Source organism: Cyclobacterium sp. (assembly GCF_014762705.1).
Lineage (GTDB): Bacteria > Bacteroidota > Bacteroidia > Cytophagales > Cyclobacteriaceae > Cyclobacterium.
This window is the reverse complement of sequence record NZ_JABURL010000031.1, coordinates 48,076-65,073: the sequence shown is the minus strand read 5'-3', so window position 1 is coordinate 65,073 and position 16,998 is coordinate 48,076. Positions and strand designations below refer to the sequence as shown.

Below are 16,998 nucleotides of genomic sequence, written 5' to 3'. Positions count from 1 at the left end.
TATGCCAAATTTCAATTACATATCTGCACAACTCACCCATGTTTACGAAGAAATACTGCATCCGAAACTATATGCTTTCGTCACTGCTGTAGGCCTTTTTATTTGCCAGTATGTTTTCAGCCAGTGGGCATTTGCCATTGCGTTTTTCATCATCTTCATTATGGACACCATCAGCGGTTCCTACATCTCATGGCGGCAAAAAGAGTTTTCCGGAAAAATATTCCGTGACAAACTGATGGATAAATGCATCGCTTATTTCACCATCATCATATCCTTCAGCGTCGCCACCAAAATGCTGCTGGAGGAATCAGATACCAACCTGATCAAGTACCTCAACCTTCCTTTCTATACCCTTTTCATCACAGTAGAGCTCCGCTCCATTTTTGTCAAATGGTACCGGTTCACCAGATGGGAATGGCTGGAAAAACTACTCGATCTTATCGACCAAGTCACCAACAGAAATAAACCATGAGAACCACACACACAGGACTAAACCTGATCAAACATTCCGAAGGCCTTCGCCTTGATGCCTACCTCTGCCCGGCAGGTATACCCACCATCGGATATGGTAGCACCAGCTATCCGGACGGCAAGCCGGTAAAGATGGGTGATGCCATCACCAAAGAACAGGCAGAAGAGCTGCTCATTGTTACCGTCTCATCTTTCGAAAAAGGCGTTGGTAGACTCGTTAGTCCTCACCTAACCCCAAACCAATTTTCGGCGCTGGTTTCATTCGCCTTTAACCTGGGCCTTGGAGCCCTGGAGCGGTCTACGCTGCTCAAAAAAGTCAATGCCAACCCCACCGATCCATCCATCAGGGATGAGTTCCACCGCTGGGTCCATGCAGGCGGCAAGGTATTGCCCGGATTAGTTACCAGGCGGAAAGCCGAAGCCGACTTATATTTCACTGAATCTTAACCAAATACACATATCACAAATGGAAAACTTACCAGAAATCGGCAGCCTCGCTGCCCTCATTCTCTCCGGTACTCAGATGCTGCTCTATTTCTTCCCGAAGATCAACGGGCAGATCGCCACCCTGATCGTCACCATCCTGTTTGCAGGCATTGCCCTGTCACTGCCCACAGGTGTAGGCATCATCGAAGTGATCCTGGCATTGCTCGGACAGGTCTTTGTCTACGACTTCGTAGTCAAGCCCACTTTCAAAAAAAGCTAAACCACTAACCCGCCCCCGAGGGACATCCCAAGGGGGCAATTCACCCAAACCCCATGAAAACCCAATCAATCCTATCCCCCCGTTCCCTGCGCTCCCTGCGGTCCCTGAGCGGAGCCGAAGGGATACTCTCGAAGGGCATCATCCTAATCATCCTCCTCGCCTCCTGCAAAGCCCCTCAGGTCAGTACCAACACCATCACTAAAGATTCTGTTATCGTCCGGGAGATTCCCCGCATCATCGAGGTCCCAGGGCAGACCATCCAGTCACCGGCCATCAATATCGACAGCCTGGTCCATCTGATCCAGAGCGGCGTCAAGTCTGAAACCATCACCAATACCCTAACTTACACCGATCCCGACACACAAATGCAGGTAGGCCTGATCATCGATCAACTGGGCAATATCTCCGCCATTTGCGAGCAGCAGGAGAAAACCATCCGCCTACTCGAAAAAGAAATCGAACGCCTCCGTACCGTCACCACCACCACCGAAATCAAATCCCAACCCACATTCTGGGAGCAGATAAAGCATTACGTACTCATAGGCATAGTCATCTTAGGTATCATTGCCCTTATCTCCTTCCTCAGAGGCCTGGGAGTCTTTTAACCAATCGCTGGTCCCTGTGGTCCCTGAGCGGAGCCGAAGGGAGCGTAGCCGAAGGGAGCGTAGCCGAAGGGAGCGAAGTCGAAGGCAGCCGAAGGGCAATCATCACATCATCAGACCATCACATCATCAAACCATCAAAATGCACCAGGTCCACATCAATAAAACCACCTACCCGCTCCCCTCCCGATGGGACGAGCTTACCGCCGATCAGGTCATCAAGGTAGCCTGGCTTTCCTCCCAGCGGCTGGACCGGATCAGCCTGGCCAAACTACTTGTCATCGTCCTTACCCGCTCCCTTCCATGGCATAAGCGGCTCCGCCTGCAATGGTTTTATTTCTTCCAGGCCAATACCCTCGAACGGGGGGATTTGGTCTTCCTTACACGCTCTTTTGCCGAATTCACCCAATTTACCGCCCAAAAGCTCCAAAAAATATATATCCAATATGTCCCAAAGTCCGCACTGTACGGTCCGACCTCCGCTATGGCCAATTGTACCCTCTGGGAGTATGTCAAAGCGGAGCAATATTTCACCCGCTACCTGAAGGACCGGGATGAGGAATGGCTCAATAAACTCATTGCCGTGCTCTACCGCCCGCGCCGCAGGGATTACGATCCCCAGGTACACGAAGACCCACGGGTGCCGCTGATCGATACCACCATTCCCTTTCGTGCCCGGCAGATCGCCCGGCTTCCCCTGCCGGTACGGATTGCCATACTCATGTGGTTCGATGGCTGCCGCAGCCAGATTATCCGGATGTTTCCGCTTATATTCAAAAAAGACGAAAACAAAAACACCGACCTCATGCAGAAGCTCGGCGCAAAAGAGAAGTCCGGCAACTGGCTCGATCTGATGACCGGCCTATCGGCCAACATGACCCAATTCACCGAGATTGCCAATACCAATCTTACCATCGCCCTTACAGACATCAGCTTCCGAATCCGACAGCAAAAAGAGGCCGCCAAAAAATCCACAACCAAAAAACGCCGCTAAAAACAGATCCTCATGATTACGTATACCGAGTACGAAGCCTACTTCCTCGACCTGGCCACCCGATACCACCGGATCGCACACAGCGAGGACAACAAGCACTTTGCAGTAATGGATATTGACGATATCCTGTCGGCGATGAACAGCAGTCTGAATTTCGACACTCCATCTATGATCCTGGAAAACCCCGAAGGAAAACTCACCTATGCCAACAACGGCATGCGGGACGAAAACTTCGGAGCCTTTCTCATCCTGCAGCAGAGCATTTCCAGGGGAGACGTACAGCAGCGCCGGGCCGCCATGGACACCACCAAGTCCGTAGGTATGGGCATCTGTGGCAAAATGCACCTAGACAAAACCAACCGGTTCAAAGGAAACAAAACCGCCCCGCGCTTCATCGAGTTCTTTGACTTGGCACAGGTAAAGTATTTCAAGGTCGGCCCCATATTCTCCAACTGCTACGGCTGGCGTTTCGAATTCAACATCGGCCAGGACGCCCCCATCTACTACAATCCTGATGACTGGGATTAATCAATAGCGAATGGCACTAAAATATGGCTAATGATTTTCAAATATGGCTACGAGATCAAGGTTACACCAGAGAGCATGACACTTGGGGAGCCTGGATGAAGGATGGAGAATTTGTAAGCGGAAAATTACTGCATAAAAAGTTGGAAGAATGGAAGCGGTTAATCAATTAACCAGTTAACCGATTAACCAATTAAACCATGAAATCAAGAATCCTCCAAATCCTCACCCGATGGACCGAACGCACCGAGATGGTACTCGAGCGGGAGCGAAAGCGGCTGAAAGTTGGTAAGAGCGGAGAGCTGGACCGCAGCTTCAAGACCAGGGTGCTAACCGTATCCCAGGATCTGTTCGAGTCGCAGATCGATTTCCTGCTTCGTGGGCGATTCGTAGATATGGGAGCCGGCAGGGGGCGCAAAATCGAAAGCCAGGCCGGCAACCGTGCCCTGCTGGAAGAAAAAAGCGGCCGCAAGCCTAAAAAATGGTACAGCCGTGCCTATTACGGCCGGCTCAACGACCTCCAGGGAGTCCTCGGCTACCAGCTAATGGAATCTGCCATCCAGTCCATCAAAGGCCCGCTGGAAAGTAAATAGCGAAAAACACTTAATTTTTATTGCAATTGCAAGTGAAAATAACTAAAATTAAGTCCTATCAGCGAATGTAGCTAGTGGGTTATCAATACATTGCGGGAAATTTCGGTAAAAACCAGGTCTCATAAGCCAGGTAAAGGTGGTTCGACTCCACCTCCCGCCACAACAACCAAAAGGAAGGGAACCCGATAAGGTATTGTGATTTGATGCGTACGATCAGACCACAGTATTTTCCCGCCTGATCAGCGGGATAGGGTTCCCGTGTGAAATAGATCGAACCGTTTGCTGGTGGTGCTTTTGGAAAAGTAGAAAAAGATGGGAAACGGCTTAAGAAAAAGGACACCAGGGAGAACCACCAAAACATCCCGTCCAAAACAAGTGTAGTCTACCCCTTCGGTCATTTCCGGAGGGGTTTTTCGTAAAATTCAATTATGGGAAAGCACGAAAACATGTTCACGGAACCAGAATTTGACTTTTCATCCTTGATAGTTTATATCATAGGTATAATCCTTATCGGCTGGATAATCACCTCGATGTTATGAGCTGGGCAAGAATTACCAACAACTGCCCCAAACCCCGGCAATGGTGGATGCATAAAATATTTTGTGAATGGGGATGGATCGTAAGGCACCGGGACAATTACAAAACCTACCATCACCACCTCAATATGTGCTGCAAATTCGGCTTTAATCTATATGGAGAACCTTTTAAAGAATAAAGAGAAACCAAACCCTTCAACTGCTACGAAGATCCGATCTATTTCCGAAATACTGAAAGAAGCCGATACTACAGACGAATTGAAGGTATTAAGTGACTCCTGGAAAGAAATTGTGGCCAATATAGAGCACTATCCTTTGGTTGAAATCCGGTTTGCAAAAGAGCACCTGGTGGGATTAGCAAAAAAAATGGCAAAAGAACACGCAGAAATGATGTTGCCCTTTTTCAATTCTCTTTTTAATAACCGCTAATATTTATCTTTTTTCAGGCTATTCAGCTTGATATCAAAGTGAATGGAAATTTAAAAAATTACAAACTAAAATCATATTTTTATATCTAAGAGTAATTTATTAAGAATAAAATTGTTTTTTATAGAAATATTTTATTACTGACAATTCCAGCTACATCGAACGAACAGTCTGACTTTATCTTTTATTTGATATTTTGTATTAAATTTTTAAATTCAAGGCATCAATTGTTTTAAAATCAATTTTTCTTTCATTTTATTCTTTACACTTATGGATATTCAACCCCAAATTAAGGCCCTGGCAGAAAAGGTCGCTTCACTTAAAGATCAGATTGGCACCGAAGAGGCAACAAAAAATGCATTTGTACTCCCATTTATCAACTTGCTAGGATATGATATTTTTAATCCTTTTGAAGTGGTGCCCGAGTTTACGGCTGATTTGGGCCTTAAAAAGGGAGAAAAAGTAGATTACGCCATCTTTCAGGATGGTATCCCTATTCTAATTATCGAATGCAAGCACTGGAGAGAAAAGCTTGACGTTCATGGATCTCAACTTTTCAGGTATTTCCATGTTACCAAAACCAGATTTTCGCTTTTGACCAATGGCGTTCAATACAGATTTTTTTCTGATCTGGAGGAATCCAATAAAATGGATGAAAAGGCATTTTTCGAATTTGATATCTTAAACCTGAAAGAGAGCCAGATTGCCGAAATTGCCAAGTTCCATAAATCAAATTTTGACGTTGATAAAATAGTTGATAATGCCTCGCTGTTAAAGTATCTGAAAGGGATCCGGAATTCCATAGATCAGGAACTTTCTACCCCCAGCCCGGAATTTGTCAAGCATTTTGCCTCACAAAATTACAATGGACGGATTACCGCCCAGGTTTTGGAGCAGTTTACTGATCTGGTAAAAAAGGCATTTTCTCAAATGATTTCTGAGAAGGTAAATGACCGGCTTCACAGTGCTTTAAATAAAGAAAACGAGAAATCCACCATTGATCCGGTTGAGGATGAAGAAGAATCAAAAGTAGTCACCACGGAAGAGGAGTTGGAAGGATTTAGAATCGTTCAGGCCATATTGAGGCGTAAATTGGAAAAGGGCCGCATCATCGCACGAGATACTCAGTCTTATTTTGGTATTTTACTGGACGACAACAACCGAAAACCCCTCTGCAGGCTTAGATTCAATAGCAGCAACAAATACATTGGTGTTTTTGATAAAGACAAAAAAGAAACCAAGCATCTAATTGATACCCTGGAAGACATTTACAATTTTGAAAGTCATTTATTGGAAACAGCAGCTTTTTATGAAGAGGAAAACAATGGTAATTGAAATGTCTTGAAATTCAAAAACAACTTAAATTAATCCCCTTGAAGGCATTTTCGAATTATCCATTAACGATATTTTCAAATTTTCGAATAAAAATTAAATGAAATATTTACATTTTTGATAAAAAAGGAATACCTTTGAAGTAATAAAAAATCCTCCCTGTCTCACCAGAGAGGATTACCATTGACACAACCCTCATTAATTTTGTGTCATACATCAGCCAAAAGAGGGAGCTATTTGAATGTGATTGATTTTATTCCCCCTCTAAATGCAGCTTGGTCTGAACGACTGCCCTAGCTGCATTTTTTCATACAGCCAGTCCATGATGTCCAGGACCAAACGTGCAATAGAGAGAAGAATATTTAATTCTTCTGTCATGTTGTACATTTTTAGTTTAACATTTATTTACAACAAAAATACACATTCATTTCTCATAGTGCAAATAGACTCCGAAGCTTTTAATAATGCTTCAATGGTTATACTTTTTTTTAGAAAAACCTTTTTTCCTATTTTCCTATTCAAATAGTTCCTCCCAAGTACCAACAATAATATAATAAACTCCCCCTTGTGGTGCCTGAGCGAAGCCGAAGGCCAATCTCCCCCCAAAACCCTAATTCCTCCCAAAGGCGGTCCCCCAATCACATCATCACATCATCATATCATCACATCACCAGTCCCACCCCCCACCAACCACCTTGCCTAATTTCCCACCATGGCAACATGGTATGTAGCAAATAACGGGGATAATGGCAAAGCAGGCACCGAGATTGCCCCCTTTCAGACTTTCAACCACGCACTATCCGTCGCCTCTCCGGGCGATACCATCCTGCTCAAGCGGGGGGATGTATTTACCGTTATGAATATTGATGGTAAGGACGGCACACCTACCGATAAATTTACCATTGGTGCCTACGGTTCAGGGCCGCGCCCGAAAGTAAGTGGGTTCAAAAGCCCCGCCACCTGGGTCAATGAAGGCGGCAATATCTGGAGCTACACCGATGCCGGATTTACCACGGTAAACATGCTCCGGGAGGATGGCCTCACCCGTGCCAAAGGCCGCTGGCCGCAGACGGGATATTACGACATTCAGAATGCGGTTTCCAATACGGAGATATCTGATAGCACCAACCTGGCCGCTGCGCCCAACTTCGTTGGCGGCGAACTCGTAGCGAAAAAGAACAAGTGGATCATGGACGTGCAGGAGATCACGGCCCAGACCAGCAGCGTACTTACTACCGCAGCTGCCAGTTCCTACAACTATGCCATCAATTACGGCTACTTCGTCCAAAACCACATCAACTGCCTCACTTACGAAGGAGCCTGGTGCTACGATGCAGCCACTAAGACTGTCTACCTGTACAGCAGCACAGATCCATCTGCCAAAGACATCCAGATCAGCTACGATCAATACACACTTTACCTCAATGCAAGTGACCACTATGTCTTTGACAATATCACCTTCGAGGGCAGCTTCGAAGCGGCAGCCATGGTGCGGTTCTCCACCTCGGTGGCATTCAACAATTGCAAAATCCAGCACCACGGCAATGAAGGCCTGCGCTCCTACGTCTCCAATGCGATCGTATCTGACACCAGCACCTGGGAAGATATCAATAACAACGGGCTGAATATTCGGGATAACTCGAACCAGACCATCATCCGCAAATCCAAAATCAAAAACATAGCGATGATTCCGGGAGCTGCTGGCTCCGGAGACGGGCAGGCCATGGGCATCATCCTGGGCAACAATTGCGACGAACACCTTTTTGAGGACAATATCTTTGATGATTGCGGTTATATCGGACTGTATTTCAGGGGGAGCAACACAACCGTCCGCCGCAACCTGGCCCGCCACTGCTGCCAGGTCAAAGGTGATGGAGCAGGCTTGTATTCCTTTGGTAGCTTTGCCACCCCATATACTAACATCGTGGTGAGCCGGAATATTTGTATCGGTACTGTGGGATCTGTGGAAGGAACGCCTAGCACTATAGGGGATTGCGCAGGGATATACCTTGACGATAATTGCTTTGACGTTGATGTGACCGAGAACCTCTGCTCTGGAAACAGCTACGGAATCTACCTGCACAACAATCAGAACTGTAACATCCTGGATAACTATATCATCAACAACCTGGTAGTAGGTATCCGGATCAAAGACGACGATGTACAGGGTGCATCTACTACCTTGCGGGTGCGTAATCTGCTTATCACAGGCAATCAGATCAAGTGCGCAGCTGGCCAGCTGGCAATATTCTGCTGGACGATCGATGACTATGCCGCCTCAGATCCTTTCCTGTACGGAACGATCAACAATCAGAATATAGATGCAGTAGAAAGCCAGCCATTCCGTGTCTATCTCCAGGGGAGCTATGACAACTACTATGACCTGGCAGGATGGCGGTCCAACTTCGGATTTGACCTGAATAGTACCACCAACGGTATAGACGATTCGGAAGTCATCTACCTGGTCAATGAAACCGAAGCCACCGACACTTTCCCCCTCACCAAGGTCTACAAGGACTGGGACAATATCCAAAACGACACGGGAGAGATCACGCTTGATCCAAATGAGTCCGTACTTCTCTTCGAAGTCGAGGACCTGTATTTCTTCACCGCAGATGTGTCACCTGAGGGATATGGTACAGCAGAGGCTTCTCCCTCTCCGGTACGGGAAGACGAGGAGGTCACCTTCACGGCCACCCCTGCATCAGGCAAGCAGTTTGTGCGCTGGACAGAGGATGGCTTTGAATTTGCCCTTCAAAACCCCCTGACCTTTACCCCGCTGCTGATTACCAACCGATCTGCAGACCTGGTGGCGGAGTTTGAAGACATTCCACCGGCTACTTACAGCCTCACCGTTCTGGAATCTCCCGGAGCCGGAGGCAGCACGGTAGAAGTTACTTCCGGCCCCTATGAGGAAAATGACAGCGTACAGGTACAGGCCAGCCCGGCATCCGGCTACATCTTTTCCCACTGGGAGATTGGCGGCTCATCTGTCAGCACGGATGCAGATTATACCTTTGCCATGCCTGCAGCTGATACCACCATCACAGCTGTATTTCTCGCCGTATTCACGGTAGCCATCAGTCAGAATATACCCGCAGGTGGAAGTATCTCCGAAGTGACCACCGGCCCCTACGAACAGGGCGACACGGTGCAGGTACAGGCCACGCCGGCCACGGGCTACCGCTTTCTCCGATGGGAAGAGGGAGGCCTGCAGGTCAGTACCAGCGAACTCTATATGTTTGCCATGCCTGCGGAAGACCGTAACCTGGAAGCGGTATTCGAACTCATTACTTACGCCCTCACCCTCACTGCTACGCCCGGAGGATCGGGCACGCTAACTGGTGCCGGTAACCAGGTACCGGGTGCGCAGGTGGCGGTATCTGCATCCCCCAATGAAGGCTACAGCTTCGCCTACTGGATGGAAGATGGCGAGGTGATCTCCACAGATCCGGATTTCACCTACACCATGCCGGAGGCGGATACCACGCTCACCGCATTCTTCGAGTCCACAGCTCCCTCTGGTGGGCTGACCCAATACCAGCTCACTATCTCCACCACTCCCGAGTCGGGCGGCACGGTCACGGGTGCCAATTTCTACACGGAAGGGGATACGGTACAGGTCACGGCCACCCCATCGGACAGCTTTCCCGGCAACCGCTTTCTGTACTGGAAGAAAGACGACCAGATCGTCAGCTACGACGAGGTCTATTCTTTCACTATGCCCGCAGCCAATACCCTGCTGGTGGCTCATTTTGAATTATCGGAAACATCCACCGCACAAGCCATGGACATGACCAGAGACTATATCCGCATATCCCTCACTCCGGACATACCCGATGAGGGCATTATAGAGATGGAGGCCCAACTCGAATTCGAACAATCCTACGGCTCTGGCGCTTTCACCCCCATAGCCCCATACCTCAATCCCTACCTGCACGAGCTCAGCCGGGTGGATTTCCATGTAGACCGTGCGCTGCTGGGCAAGATGGCTTTCCACCGCCCCAATCTGGCCATTGGCCTGGATACCGAGACCCTGGATGGTATCGTGCACCGCTACCGGCTCCGCTATGCGCTGCTGGTAGATGGCGTGCAGGAGGGTGGCGAATCCCTCACTTCCAGCCGTCACGCCTGGCTGGCGGGCAGGCCTTATACTTTCCCGGATGTCAACCCCTGGGAGGGTAAAGCCTACCTATGGCTGACTACCAGACCCATGGTGCGGCCTGTATATCCGGTGGAGAAATCCATTTTCTACGTCCTCCCACTCGAAACGGGTGAGTACACGCTCGAACAGACCATTCATTATAAAAATACCGTAAAGGAGACGGTTTCCAGGCCCCTTGGCACGCAGGAACGCTACCGCCCTTTTGCTTTCCGCTATTTCCTGCCGGAAGACTGGGAGGACATCCTGCAGATAGAGCTGCGCCTGGCCGGGCGTATTCTGTCAGAGGAGGTCCTTACCCTGCGGCCGCAGGCTAATCCCCGCTACCCGCAACAGGTTTTTTACGGCAATAGCCTGGGCGGGTTTGACAGTTTCTGCTTTGCGGGCAAAAAGGAGCAGTTCTCCGAAGCCAGTGCCGAAATCTTCGAATCTAACCTTCAGCCCGATCACGACCGGCAGGAGGGCACGCTGTCTGCCTATAACCAACTGGCTTTCGATAGCCTGATCCTGCGCACAGGTTATATCTCCCTGCCGGAAAAGATCGCCCTCAAGGACATGACCTTGCGCAATCACGCCTATCTGGTCATCGGCAGCAGCCTGCATCGCATTGTATTTCAGCCTTCCGAATCCTTTGACCAGAAGGATGGCGACTATATCCACGGGCAGGAGTACCGCGCCCGACTGGCACATAACAACAGCAGCTACTATGGCAGAGATCCGCGTCAATGACCTTACCATACCGGTCCCTTCCCTGATCCAGCGCATCCGGACGGGTATATTCACACCTGATCTGCTGGGGGATTACAGCTTTCCCTTTACGGTACGCAATACAGAGCAAATCTCCCTGGCCCTGGGCCTGCCGGCAGATCCGCAGTCCGCCACGGACTTTAGCCAGCCCATTCCGGCCGGGCTGTACCTGAGAGCCAACCGACTCTATTCCGGCCACCTGGACGTGCTGGAAGCAGATCAGGACGATATCAAATTGGTCTTTGTATTGTCTAGTGGCTTTTTCATTCAGGACAATACCAGCCTCTCCCTCCAATCCTGCTACGATCCCGAAGATACCATCCTCCTGGATCCTCCATATGATGAAATAGGTGGCTACCGCATCCGCTGTGCCCACGGTGATGCCCGACTTACCGTAAACGGAAACGTGCTGCTCCTAGAAAAGGACGACTATGCAGACCAGGTGGAGCAGCTGGAAGCCATCGCCGACTGGCTCGAAGGCTTGGGCCTTGGCCTGATCGTAACGGTACTGATATCGGATGAGGGCCACAGCTCAGCCAGTTATATTGACTATTGGGATACCGGCACCGTCACCACAGCAGAGATGGTGCAGATGCCAAACGAGGGGGTAAACCGCTCCTACATTGCCACCCCCAAGACCGCCAGAAGGCTGCTGATGGGCGACTACAATACCCCGGACGATGCCAACCGCATTGCTTTTCCCATGATCTACAATCCCAATCTGTACGAGGGGGCCAACCCGATCTTTGACGGGATCGTCAACCGCTACGACGATCAGGGCCGACTGGATACTTATAATCCCAGCTACTACAGTTTTTCGGATGCCTTGCAATGGCAGAATACGCTCATTCCTTTTCTGTACCTCACCGATGTGGTCAAGGCGATCTTCGCCCACCTGAATATTCGCGTATCGGGCGAATTCTTCGATGATCCGCTGATCAAAAAGCTGCTGGTGTATAACAACCGACCCATTGATTTCCTGGACGTGCGCCAGGGAGCGGTATCCCAGCGCCGCACGCCCGGCAATGTGGATGCCGGTGACGACAATCCGGAGCAGACCAATCTGATCTATCAGAATGTCTTTGATTTCAATATCCGCCTTTCCCGCCACGTGCCGGATATGCCGGTGCTGGATTTCCTGAAAGCCATCAAAAATACCTTCTTCCTGAAGTACGATTTCAATCTGCTGCAGAATGCCGTCGAGATCCGTTTCGTCCGCTCCATCATCCGCAGCCGGGAGTCCCTGGACCTGACGGCCAAAGTGGAGAAGCTTTTCCTGATCCGAAACGGCAAGGAATCCGGATTGCAATTTTCCTACCCTTCCAAAGACGCCCTGCTCTCCCGCGCCCAGGAGCCTGTCCCTGATCCGGATCACACGGTAGATACCTACACCGAGCTAAGCGCCCTGGATGCAGAGATCGATGAGTTCGCCTATGTGCGTTCCTTATCGGCTACGTTCCGCCTGGAAAAGGAGAGGGAAGACCCGGCCACCTGGCAGCTCTATGCCTTTGATGTGCAGGACGACCCCGACCGGCCGGAGTCCGTCGACTGGCCCATCGGTGCCACGCCCATAGCGGATGCATATTACGAAGGCTGGAAACTCCCCAGCCTGGAAGTGACTGCTTATAGTCCCGATGCCAATCTCTTCAATACCGATACCGGTATTCGCCTTACGGTATATTACGGGCAGCAGGCAGACGGGCAGGGGAGGAGCTATGCCTTTGCTTCTGCCAATGCCTACGATGCCACCGGCAGCCTGGACGAATCCCAGGCAAACCTATTCGTGCACAGCGAAGACATGAAGCACTACTGGACCAACCTGAACAACCTCATCATCCGCTCCAAAAAATACCGGACCAACGTACTCCTCACCGAGTCCGACCGGTACACACTAAACCGTACCCGCATCATCCGCATCGCAAACGTCCTCTACCTTATCGACCAGATAGAGCTATTGATCACCGACCAGGAACGCACCCTTGCCAAACTCGACTTGTATAAGCTAAAAACCTAACCACCAACAGCCAACAGCCAACAGCCAACAGCCAACAGCCAAAAGCCAACCGCCAACAGACATGGACTACGCCAGACTAAACTCCCGCATCCGCCGAATACTTCGCGCCAGCAAAGACCGCTCCGCATTCACCGAAGCTCTCATGCTCATCAAGAGATCCGAAACAGAAGCCAAAGAAGCCGAGGCTGTCGAGACTGAAAAGCAAATCGATGTCAGAACACGCGAGGTAGAAAACAAAGTCCGCAGCCTGCGCATCTGGATGTCGCCCTACCTCTCCTATGAAGCGTCCGGCACCAGCAAGCAGTCCATACTAAACAGTCAGGCAGGAGAGCCGCTGATCCTTCCGGAGGAGATGGTCACCCGGACGCTATTTAGCGGGGAAGCCCTTTTGGAGATGGCACATGGAGCAAACGAGAACGTGACACTTTTTATCAGCCTGGGAACGGTGGAAGTATCAATCGCTGTACCCGGTACAGCGGCAGGAGCATCCGGACAGTATCGGCTTAGCTTTCAGATGCATTTCAGCCATGGAGAAGATAATGCCCGTAAGTTCTACTTCACCGGCTACTTCGAAGACAAGGATGCCAACGGAGCCATCATACCCATTCCCATCCCTGCCGGCATTCAGGAAATCGACACCACCAGCTTCAAGGTATTCGATATCAAATACGAAGGCGCCAGCCCCACCACCACCTGCAAGATCGTCTACCTCCAGCTCCACCGATACTACGCCCCCCCACCATCCTCCGGCACCTAAGCTACTGTCCCAAGATGCTCATAATGGCAAATCTATTTTGCACCCATGGATAACGTAAGACCTGGCATCGCCAATATCGATCTCATTCAGAATGAGAATTACGAAGAAGAGTGGGAGCTGACCGACGATTTCACAGGTGAGCCCTACGATATCTCCACCGCCTCGGAGATCGTGCTGGAAGTAAAAGAAAACCTGCGCCTGCATACCATTTTCCGGTTAACGCTGGGAAATGGAATTACAATCGTTCCGACCAATAAAATAAAAATCCTCATCCACCACAGCCTGACCCGAAAGCTTAGCAGCAAGCGATACCAGTTTGACGTGTTGTTCAACCTTTCCGGAGGAACCACTCCATCCTATCTGGTCAGGGGCCAGATCAATGTTACCAACACCATTTCCAGAATACTATCATGAGCGAAACCACAGTAATCCGGATCAGCAGAATGATCGGCGGATCAGCCGATAAAATACAGGATTTTGTAGCCAAACAAGTCAACGACATTCCGGAATCATCTAATCCTGCCAAGCTGATAGCCAAGGATTCATCCGGATCAAACGTGCAGGTGCCCTATTCAGCCCTATATTCCCTGATCAAAAGTTCCCTGGACACCATCTACCGCAACATCGCCGACTCCTACACCAAGACAGAAGTAGACGGCCTGGTCGCCGCCGGCATAAAAGATATACAACCTGCGAGCGCAGATGATGCAATCGCCGGTATCAAATTCCCGACCGAAAGCGGCACCTACACCAACTACGGCGGTACGGTAGTGGATTTGACCGAAGGGCTTACGATGATTTTTTCTGATGGTGCTGGTGGTTTCACTAAGTCTGTGGTACCGATTGAGTTGGGGGGGTACCCTACTTTAGAAAAGGTAGGAATCGTTACTATTCCTCAAAATACAGATATACTGGATGAAATTTCACAGACCCCCTTGTCTGATACAGAAGCTTGGGGGGAAGGTTTTTTAAATTCCATTGGATTGGCGCAAAACAGTGTGGATTATAAGTACTCTAAAGAGTACATTAGAGCTTATCCCGGTGATTATGACGGCTATGTGTTAATTCAAGGGAATGCCAGTATCGTTGCCTACGATGAAAATTACGGTTTCCTTCAATCAATCCAAAACCCTACGGATCCTCTATCATACGACTTTAACTTTACGTTGCCGGAAGGTACTAAATGGGTGAGGATATCTCATTTGATTTCTTTTTCCCCTGATAATATTCAAGGTAAAATAATGCAGTCTGTGGAAGATATTACACCGTCCATTTTTTCCACACCTTTTGATGTAAGTAAAAAAATAATTGAGTCCAGGTTTAGTTTAGGTATAAATATCGTGCCTGAAAACACGGATATTTTAGAAAGTATTTCAGAGAGCACTTTAACGGATAGTGTGAAATGGGGCCTTGGTTTTTTAACATCCACAGGAACGATATCACTAGGGGGCACAGGCTGGTACTACTCAAAAGAATATATAAAGGCCTATCCTGGCACCTACGATAGTAAAGTAGTTATTTACGGAAGTGCTTGCCTAATCGCATATGATAAAGGATATAATCAAATTGCATTTATTCAAAATCCTACTGATCCTGTATCTTATGATTTTAATTTTAACTTACCTGAAGGTACAGCTTGGATTAGGTTGTCTCACAATGAGGCTCAAAGCGTTAGCATAATTTCTGCCAGGATCACAGCAGATACGGAAGTAGTTAACGATGTTGTTTTTTCTACTCCCTCTTTTGTTGAGTATAAAGTACAAACAGCAAAGGAAGAAATATCAGTAGAGCAGGCTGAAAAGTTGAAAAAATTTGGCTTTACCGTGGTTCCTGAAAACACAAACGCAATTGAAGAATTGACCAATAGCTTGCTGACGGACACGGAGATTTGGGGAAGCGGATTTTTGCACAAAAGTACAGGATTAGTTGTCCCTGATCAACCAAATTGGTATTACTCCAAAAATTACTACCGGGTAGGTGAAGGCTCTTATAGGTTGATATGCCGATTTACAGGAAACGCAGGGTGTCTGGTTTATGATGAAAATTATTCCTGGATACAATCTATAGAAAGTGCAACGTCGCTTTTTAACGGGGACGTGACTCTGGTGGAACACGCAAGATATTTTCGGGTTTCCTACAATAGTACACAAGCAAATTTGCCCGGTATAAAATTGAGCAATAATGCTGAAATGTATTTAACTGATGGTATAACTTCTACCACCGACGGAATATCCTCAGCAAATACATCGATACCAGTTAATGGGTTTGCTGTTGCTAATTTGACCAAGCAAACTTATAAGTTGAGCCATCCAGCAAAAACCAAAAAACCAATTGTTTCATTTATCGCAGATGATGGCCGTTGGGGAGATAATGAGTGGTATATACCTATTTTGGACTCTAAAAATATTAAGTCAACTTTTGCCATTGTAACAGGATGGATGACAGGTGAGATATCTGTTGCCGATGCTCATGTAGAAGCCAGGGTAAGGGAATTGTTCGATTTAGGTCACGACATAGCAGGCCATACTCATACACATGAGAATATGGTGACCACAATTATTGATTTAAGTGAAGTGGAACAAAACCTACACAGGTCAAAATCGGCGTTAAAAAATATTGACGTGGATTGCCCCATGTTTGTCCCTCCATTTGGGGGTAGGAATAACGATGTGGACAAAAAGATTAGATCTTATTTTGATGCTAGTTTTGTCTCGGTTGCTGATTCTGAGGTGGCTGCGGGAACTTGTGTAAATACGCCTGTAATTGATTCTTATAATCTAAAACGAGTGAAATTTGATGCTTCCGAAAATGGGGTATCCAGATTGCAACTGTGTAAAGATGCAGTAGATGTTGCTATTTCAACAGGAGGTTGGTTAGTGTTTGCGGTTCATCCTGCCTATACAGAATATAGGGATTCAAATCCCGATTATCTAAACCGTCGTGCGGAATTGGGTTTACTTATTGATTATATTAAATCCTTAGATGTATCTATTTTAACGGCAAAGCAAGCTTTTAACTTCTACAAAAATCCGGTTCAAATTGGGAATTACAGATTGGACGCTGAATTTTACGAATTGGGCATGGATGGATCAGAGAGAGGAAACTTGTTTGATTAAACTAAAGGACTCCTTAT

General features: G+C 48.2%; 15 protein-coding genes and 1 tRNA gene. All 16 read left to right on the top strand.

The annotated features are described in order from the left end of the window. The first annotated feature begins 1 nt into the window (after position 1). The 16 genes from HUJ21_RS05685 (at position 2) to HUJ21_RS05610 (ending at position 16,981) form a co-directional block, all read left to right on the top strand. The gene (locus HUJ21_RS05685) at positions 2 to 472 is read left to right on the top strand and encodes a phage holin family protein (RefSeq protein WP_291367986.1); all 471 of its coding nucleotides are present in this window, start codon (positions 2 to 4) and stop codon (positions 470 to 472) included. Continuing rightward, positions 469 to 918 carry a lysozyme gene (locus HUJ21_RS05680; RefSeq protein WP_291367985.1) on the top strand — a complete coding sequence of 150 codons (450 nt, stop codon included), beginning with the start codon at positions 469 to 471 and terminating at the stop codon, positions 916 to 918. The genes HUJ21_RS05685 and HUJ21_RS05680 overlap by 4 nt, the downstream gene beginning before the upstream one ends. Positions 919 to 937: 19 nt before the next feature. After that, positions 938 to 1,177, top strand: coding sequence for a hypothetical protein (locus HUJ21_RS05675; protein WP_291367984.1), 240 nt, complete (start codon positions 938 to 940; stop codon positions 1,175 to 1,177). A 53-nt stretch (positions 1,178 to 1,230) separates the two neighbouring features. After that, positions 1,231 to 1,782, top strand: a complete 552-nt coding sequence (locus HUJ21_RS05670; RefSeq protein ID WP_291367983.1) for a hypothetical protein — start codon at positions 1,231 to 1,233, stop codon at positions 1,780 to 1,782. Then, complete coding sequence (locus HUJ21_RS05665) at positions 1,742 to 2,773, top strand: hypothetical protein (protein ID WP_291367982.1); 1,032 nt, start codon at positions 1,742 to 1,744, stop codon at positions 2,771 to 2,773. The genes HUJ21_RS05670 and HUJ21_RS05665 overlap by 41 nt, the downstream gene beginning before the upstream one ends. Positions 2,774 to 2,785: 12 nt before the next feature. Next, complete coding sequence (locus HUJ21_RS05660; protein ID WP_291367981.1) at positions 2,786 to 3,301, top strand: hypothetical protein; 516 nt, start codon at positions 2,786 to 2,788, stop codon at positions 3,299 to 3,301. 197 nt (positions 3,302 to 3,498) lie between these two features. Beyond that, positions 3,499 to 3,891 (top strand): hypothetical protein, encoded by a 393-nt coding sequence (locus tag HUJ21_RS05655; protein WP_291367980.1) that lies wholly within the window; start codon positions 3,499 to 3,501, stop codon positions 3,889 to 3,891. A gap of 92 nt (positions 3,892 to 3,983) precedes the next feature. Next, a tRNA-Met gene (locus HUJ21_RS05650) sits at positions 3,984 to 4,051 on the top strand. 375 nt (positions 4,052 to 4,426) lie between these two features. After that, positions 4,427 to 4,606 carry a hypothetical protein gene (locus HUJ21_RS05645; protein ID WP_291367979.1) on the top strand — a complete coding sequence of 60 codons (180 nt, stop codon included), beginning with the start codon at positions 4,427 to 4,429 and terminating at the stop codon, positions 4,604 to 4,606. Then, positions 4,584 to 4,856, top strand: coding sequence for a hypothetical protein (locus tag HUJ21_RS05640; protein WP_291367978.1), 273 nt, complete (start codon positions 4,584 to 4,586; stop codon positions 4,854 to 4,856). Before HUJ21_RS05645 ends, HUJ21_RS05640 begins: the two co-directional genes overlap by 23 nt. A 267-nt stretch (positions 4,857 to 5,123) precedes the next feature. Further along, complete coding sequence (locus HUJ21_RS05635) at positions 5,124 to 6,188, top strand: type I restriction endonuclease (RefSeq protein WP_291367977.1); 1,065 nt, start codon at positions 5,124 to 5,126, stop codon at positions 6,186 to 6,188. 709 nt (positions 6,189 to 6,897) lie between these two features. Continuing rightward, positions 6,898 to 11,076: a right-handed parallel beta-helix repeat-containing protein gene (locus HUJ21_RS05630; RefSeq protein ID WP_291367976.1), complete on the top strand. Its 4,179-nt coding sequence runs from the start codon at positions 6,898 to 6,900 to the stop codon at positions 11,074 to 11,076. Next, complete coding sequence (locus tag HUJ21_RS05625) at positions 11,054 to 13,108, top strand: hypothetical protein (RefSeq protein WP_291367975.1); 2,055 nt, start codon at positions 11,054 to 11,056, stop codon at positions 13,106 to 13,108. Before HUJ21_RS05630 ends, HUJ21_RS05625 begins: the two co-directional genes overlap by 23 nt. A 259-nt stretch (positions 13,109 to 13,367) precedes the next feature. Further along, positions 13,368 to 13,865: a hypothetical protein gene (locus HUJ21_RS05620; protein ID WP_291367974.1), complete on the top strand. Its 498-nt coding sequence runs from the start codon at positions 13,368 to 13,370 to the stop codon at positions 13,863 to 13,865. Between the two features lie 45 nt (positions 13,866 to 13,910). Next, entirely contained in the window at positions 13,911 to 14,279 is a 369-nt protein-coding gene (locus HUJ21_RS05615; protein WP_291367973.1) for a hypothetical protein, read from the top strand. Next, a complete protein-coding gene (locus tag HUJ21_RS05610) occupies positions 14,276 to 16,981 on the top strand; it encodes a polysaccharide deacetylase family protein (protein ID WP_291367972.1) in 2,706 nt (901 codons plus the stop codon). The genes HUJ21_RS05615 and HUJ21_RS05610 overlap by 4 nt, the downstream gene beginning before the upstream one ends. Positions 16,982 to 16,998 lie beyond the last annotated feature (17 nt).

What these genes read in the sequence shown, in the direction of transcription:
- HUJ21_RS05685 (WP_291367986.1), top strand. Translation starts at nt 2, where the DNA reads ATGCCAAATTTCAATTACATATCTGCACAACTCACCCATGTTTACGAA.
- HUJ21_RS05680 (WP_291367985.1), top strand. Translation starts at nt 469, where the DNA reads ATGAGAACCACACACACAGGACTAAACCTGATCAAACATTCCGAAGGC.
- HUJ21_RS05675 (WP_291367984.1), top strand. Translation starts at nt 938, where the DNA reads ATGGAAAACTTACCAGAAATCGGCAGCCTCGCTGCCCTCATTCTCTCC.
- HUJ21_RS05670 (WP_291367983.1), top strand. Translation starts at nt 1,231, where the DNA reads ATGAAAACCCAATCAATCCTATCCCCCCGTTCCCTGCGCTCCCTGCGG.
- HUJ21_RS05660 (WP_291367981.1), top strand. Translation starts at nt 2,786, where the DNA reads ATGATTACGTATACCGAGTACGAAGCCTACTTCCTCGACCTGGCCACC.
- HUJ21_RS05655 (WP_291367980.1), top strand. Translation starts at nt 3,499, where the DNA reads ATGAAATCAAGAATCCTCCAAATCCTCACCCGATGGACCGAACGCACC.
- HUJ21_RS05645 (WP_291367979.1), top strand. Translation starts at nt 4,427, where the DNA reads ATGAGCTGGGCAAGAATTACCAACAACTGCCCCAAACCCCGGCAATGG.
- HUJ21_RS05640 (WP_291367978.1), top strand. Translation starts at nt 4,584, where the DNA reads ATGGAGAACCTTTTAAAGAATAAAGAGAAACCAAACCCTTCAACTGCT.
- HUJ21_RS05635 (WP_291367977.1), top strand. Translation starts at nt 5,124, where the DNA reads ATGGATATTCAACCCCAAATTAAGGCCCTGGCAGAAAAGGTCGCTTCA.
- HUJ21_RS05630 (WP_291367976.1), top strand. Translation starts at nt 6,898, where the DNA reads ATGGCAACATGGTATGTAGCAAATAACGGGGATAATGGCAAAGCAGGC.
- HUJ21_RS05625 (WP_291367975.1), top strand. Translation starts at nt 11,054, where the DNA reads ATGGCAGAGATCCGCGTCAATGACCTTACCATACCGGTCCCTTCCCTG.
- HUJ21_RS05620 (WP_291367974.1), top strand. Translation starts at nt 13,368, where the DNA reads ATGTCGCCCTACCTCTCCTATGAAGCGTCCGGCACCAGCAAGCAGTCC.
- HUJ21_RS05615 (WP_291367973.1), top strand. Translation starts at nt 13,911, where the DNA reads ATGGATAACGTAAGACCTGGCATCGCCAATATCGATCTCATTCAGAAT.
- HUJ21_RS05610 (WP_291367972.1), top strand. Translation starts at nt 14,276, where the DNA reads ATGAGCGAAACCACAGTAATCCGGATCAGCAGAATGATCGGCGGATCA.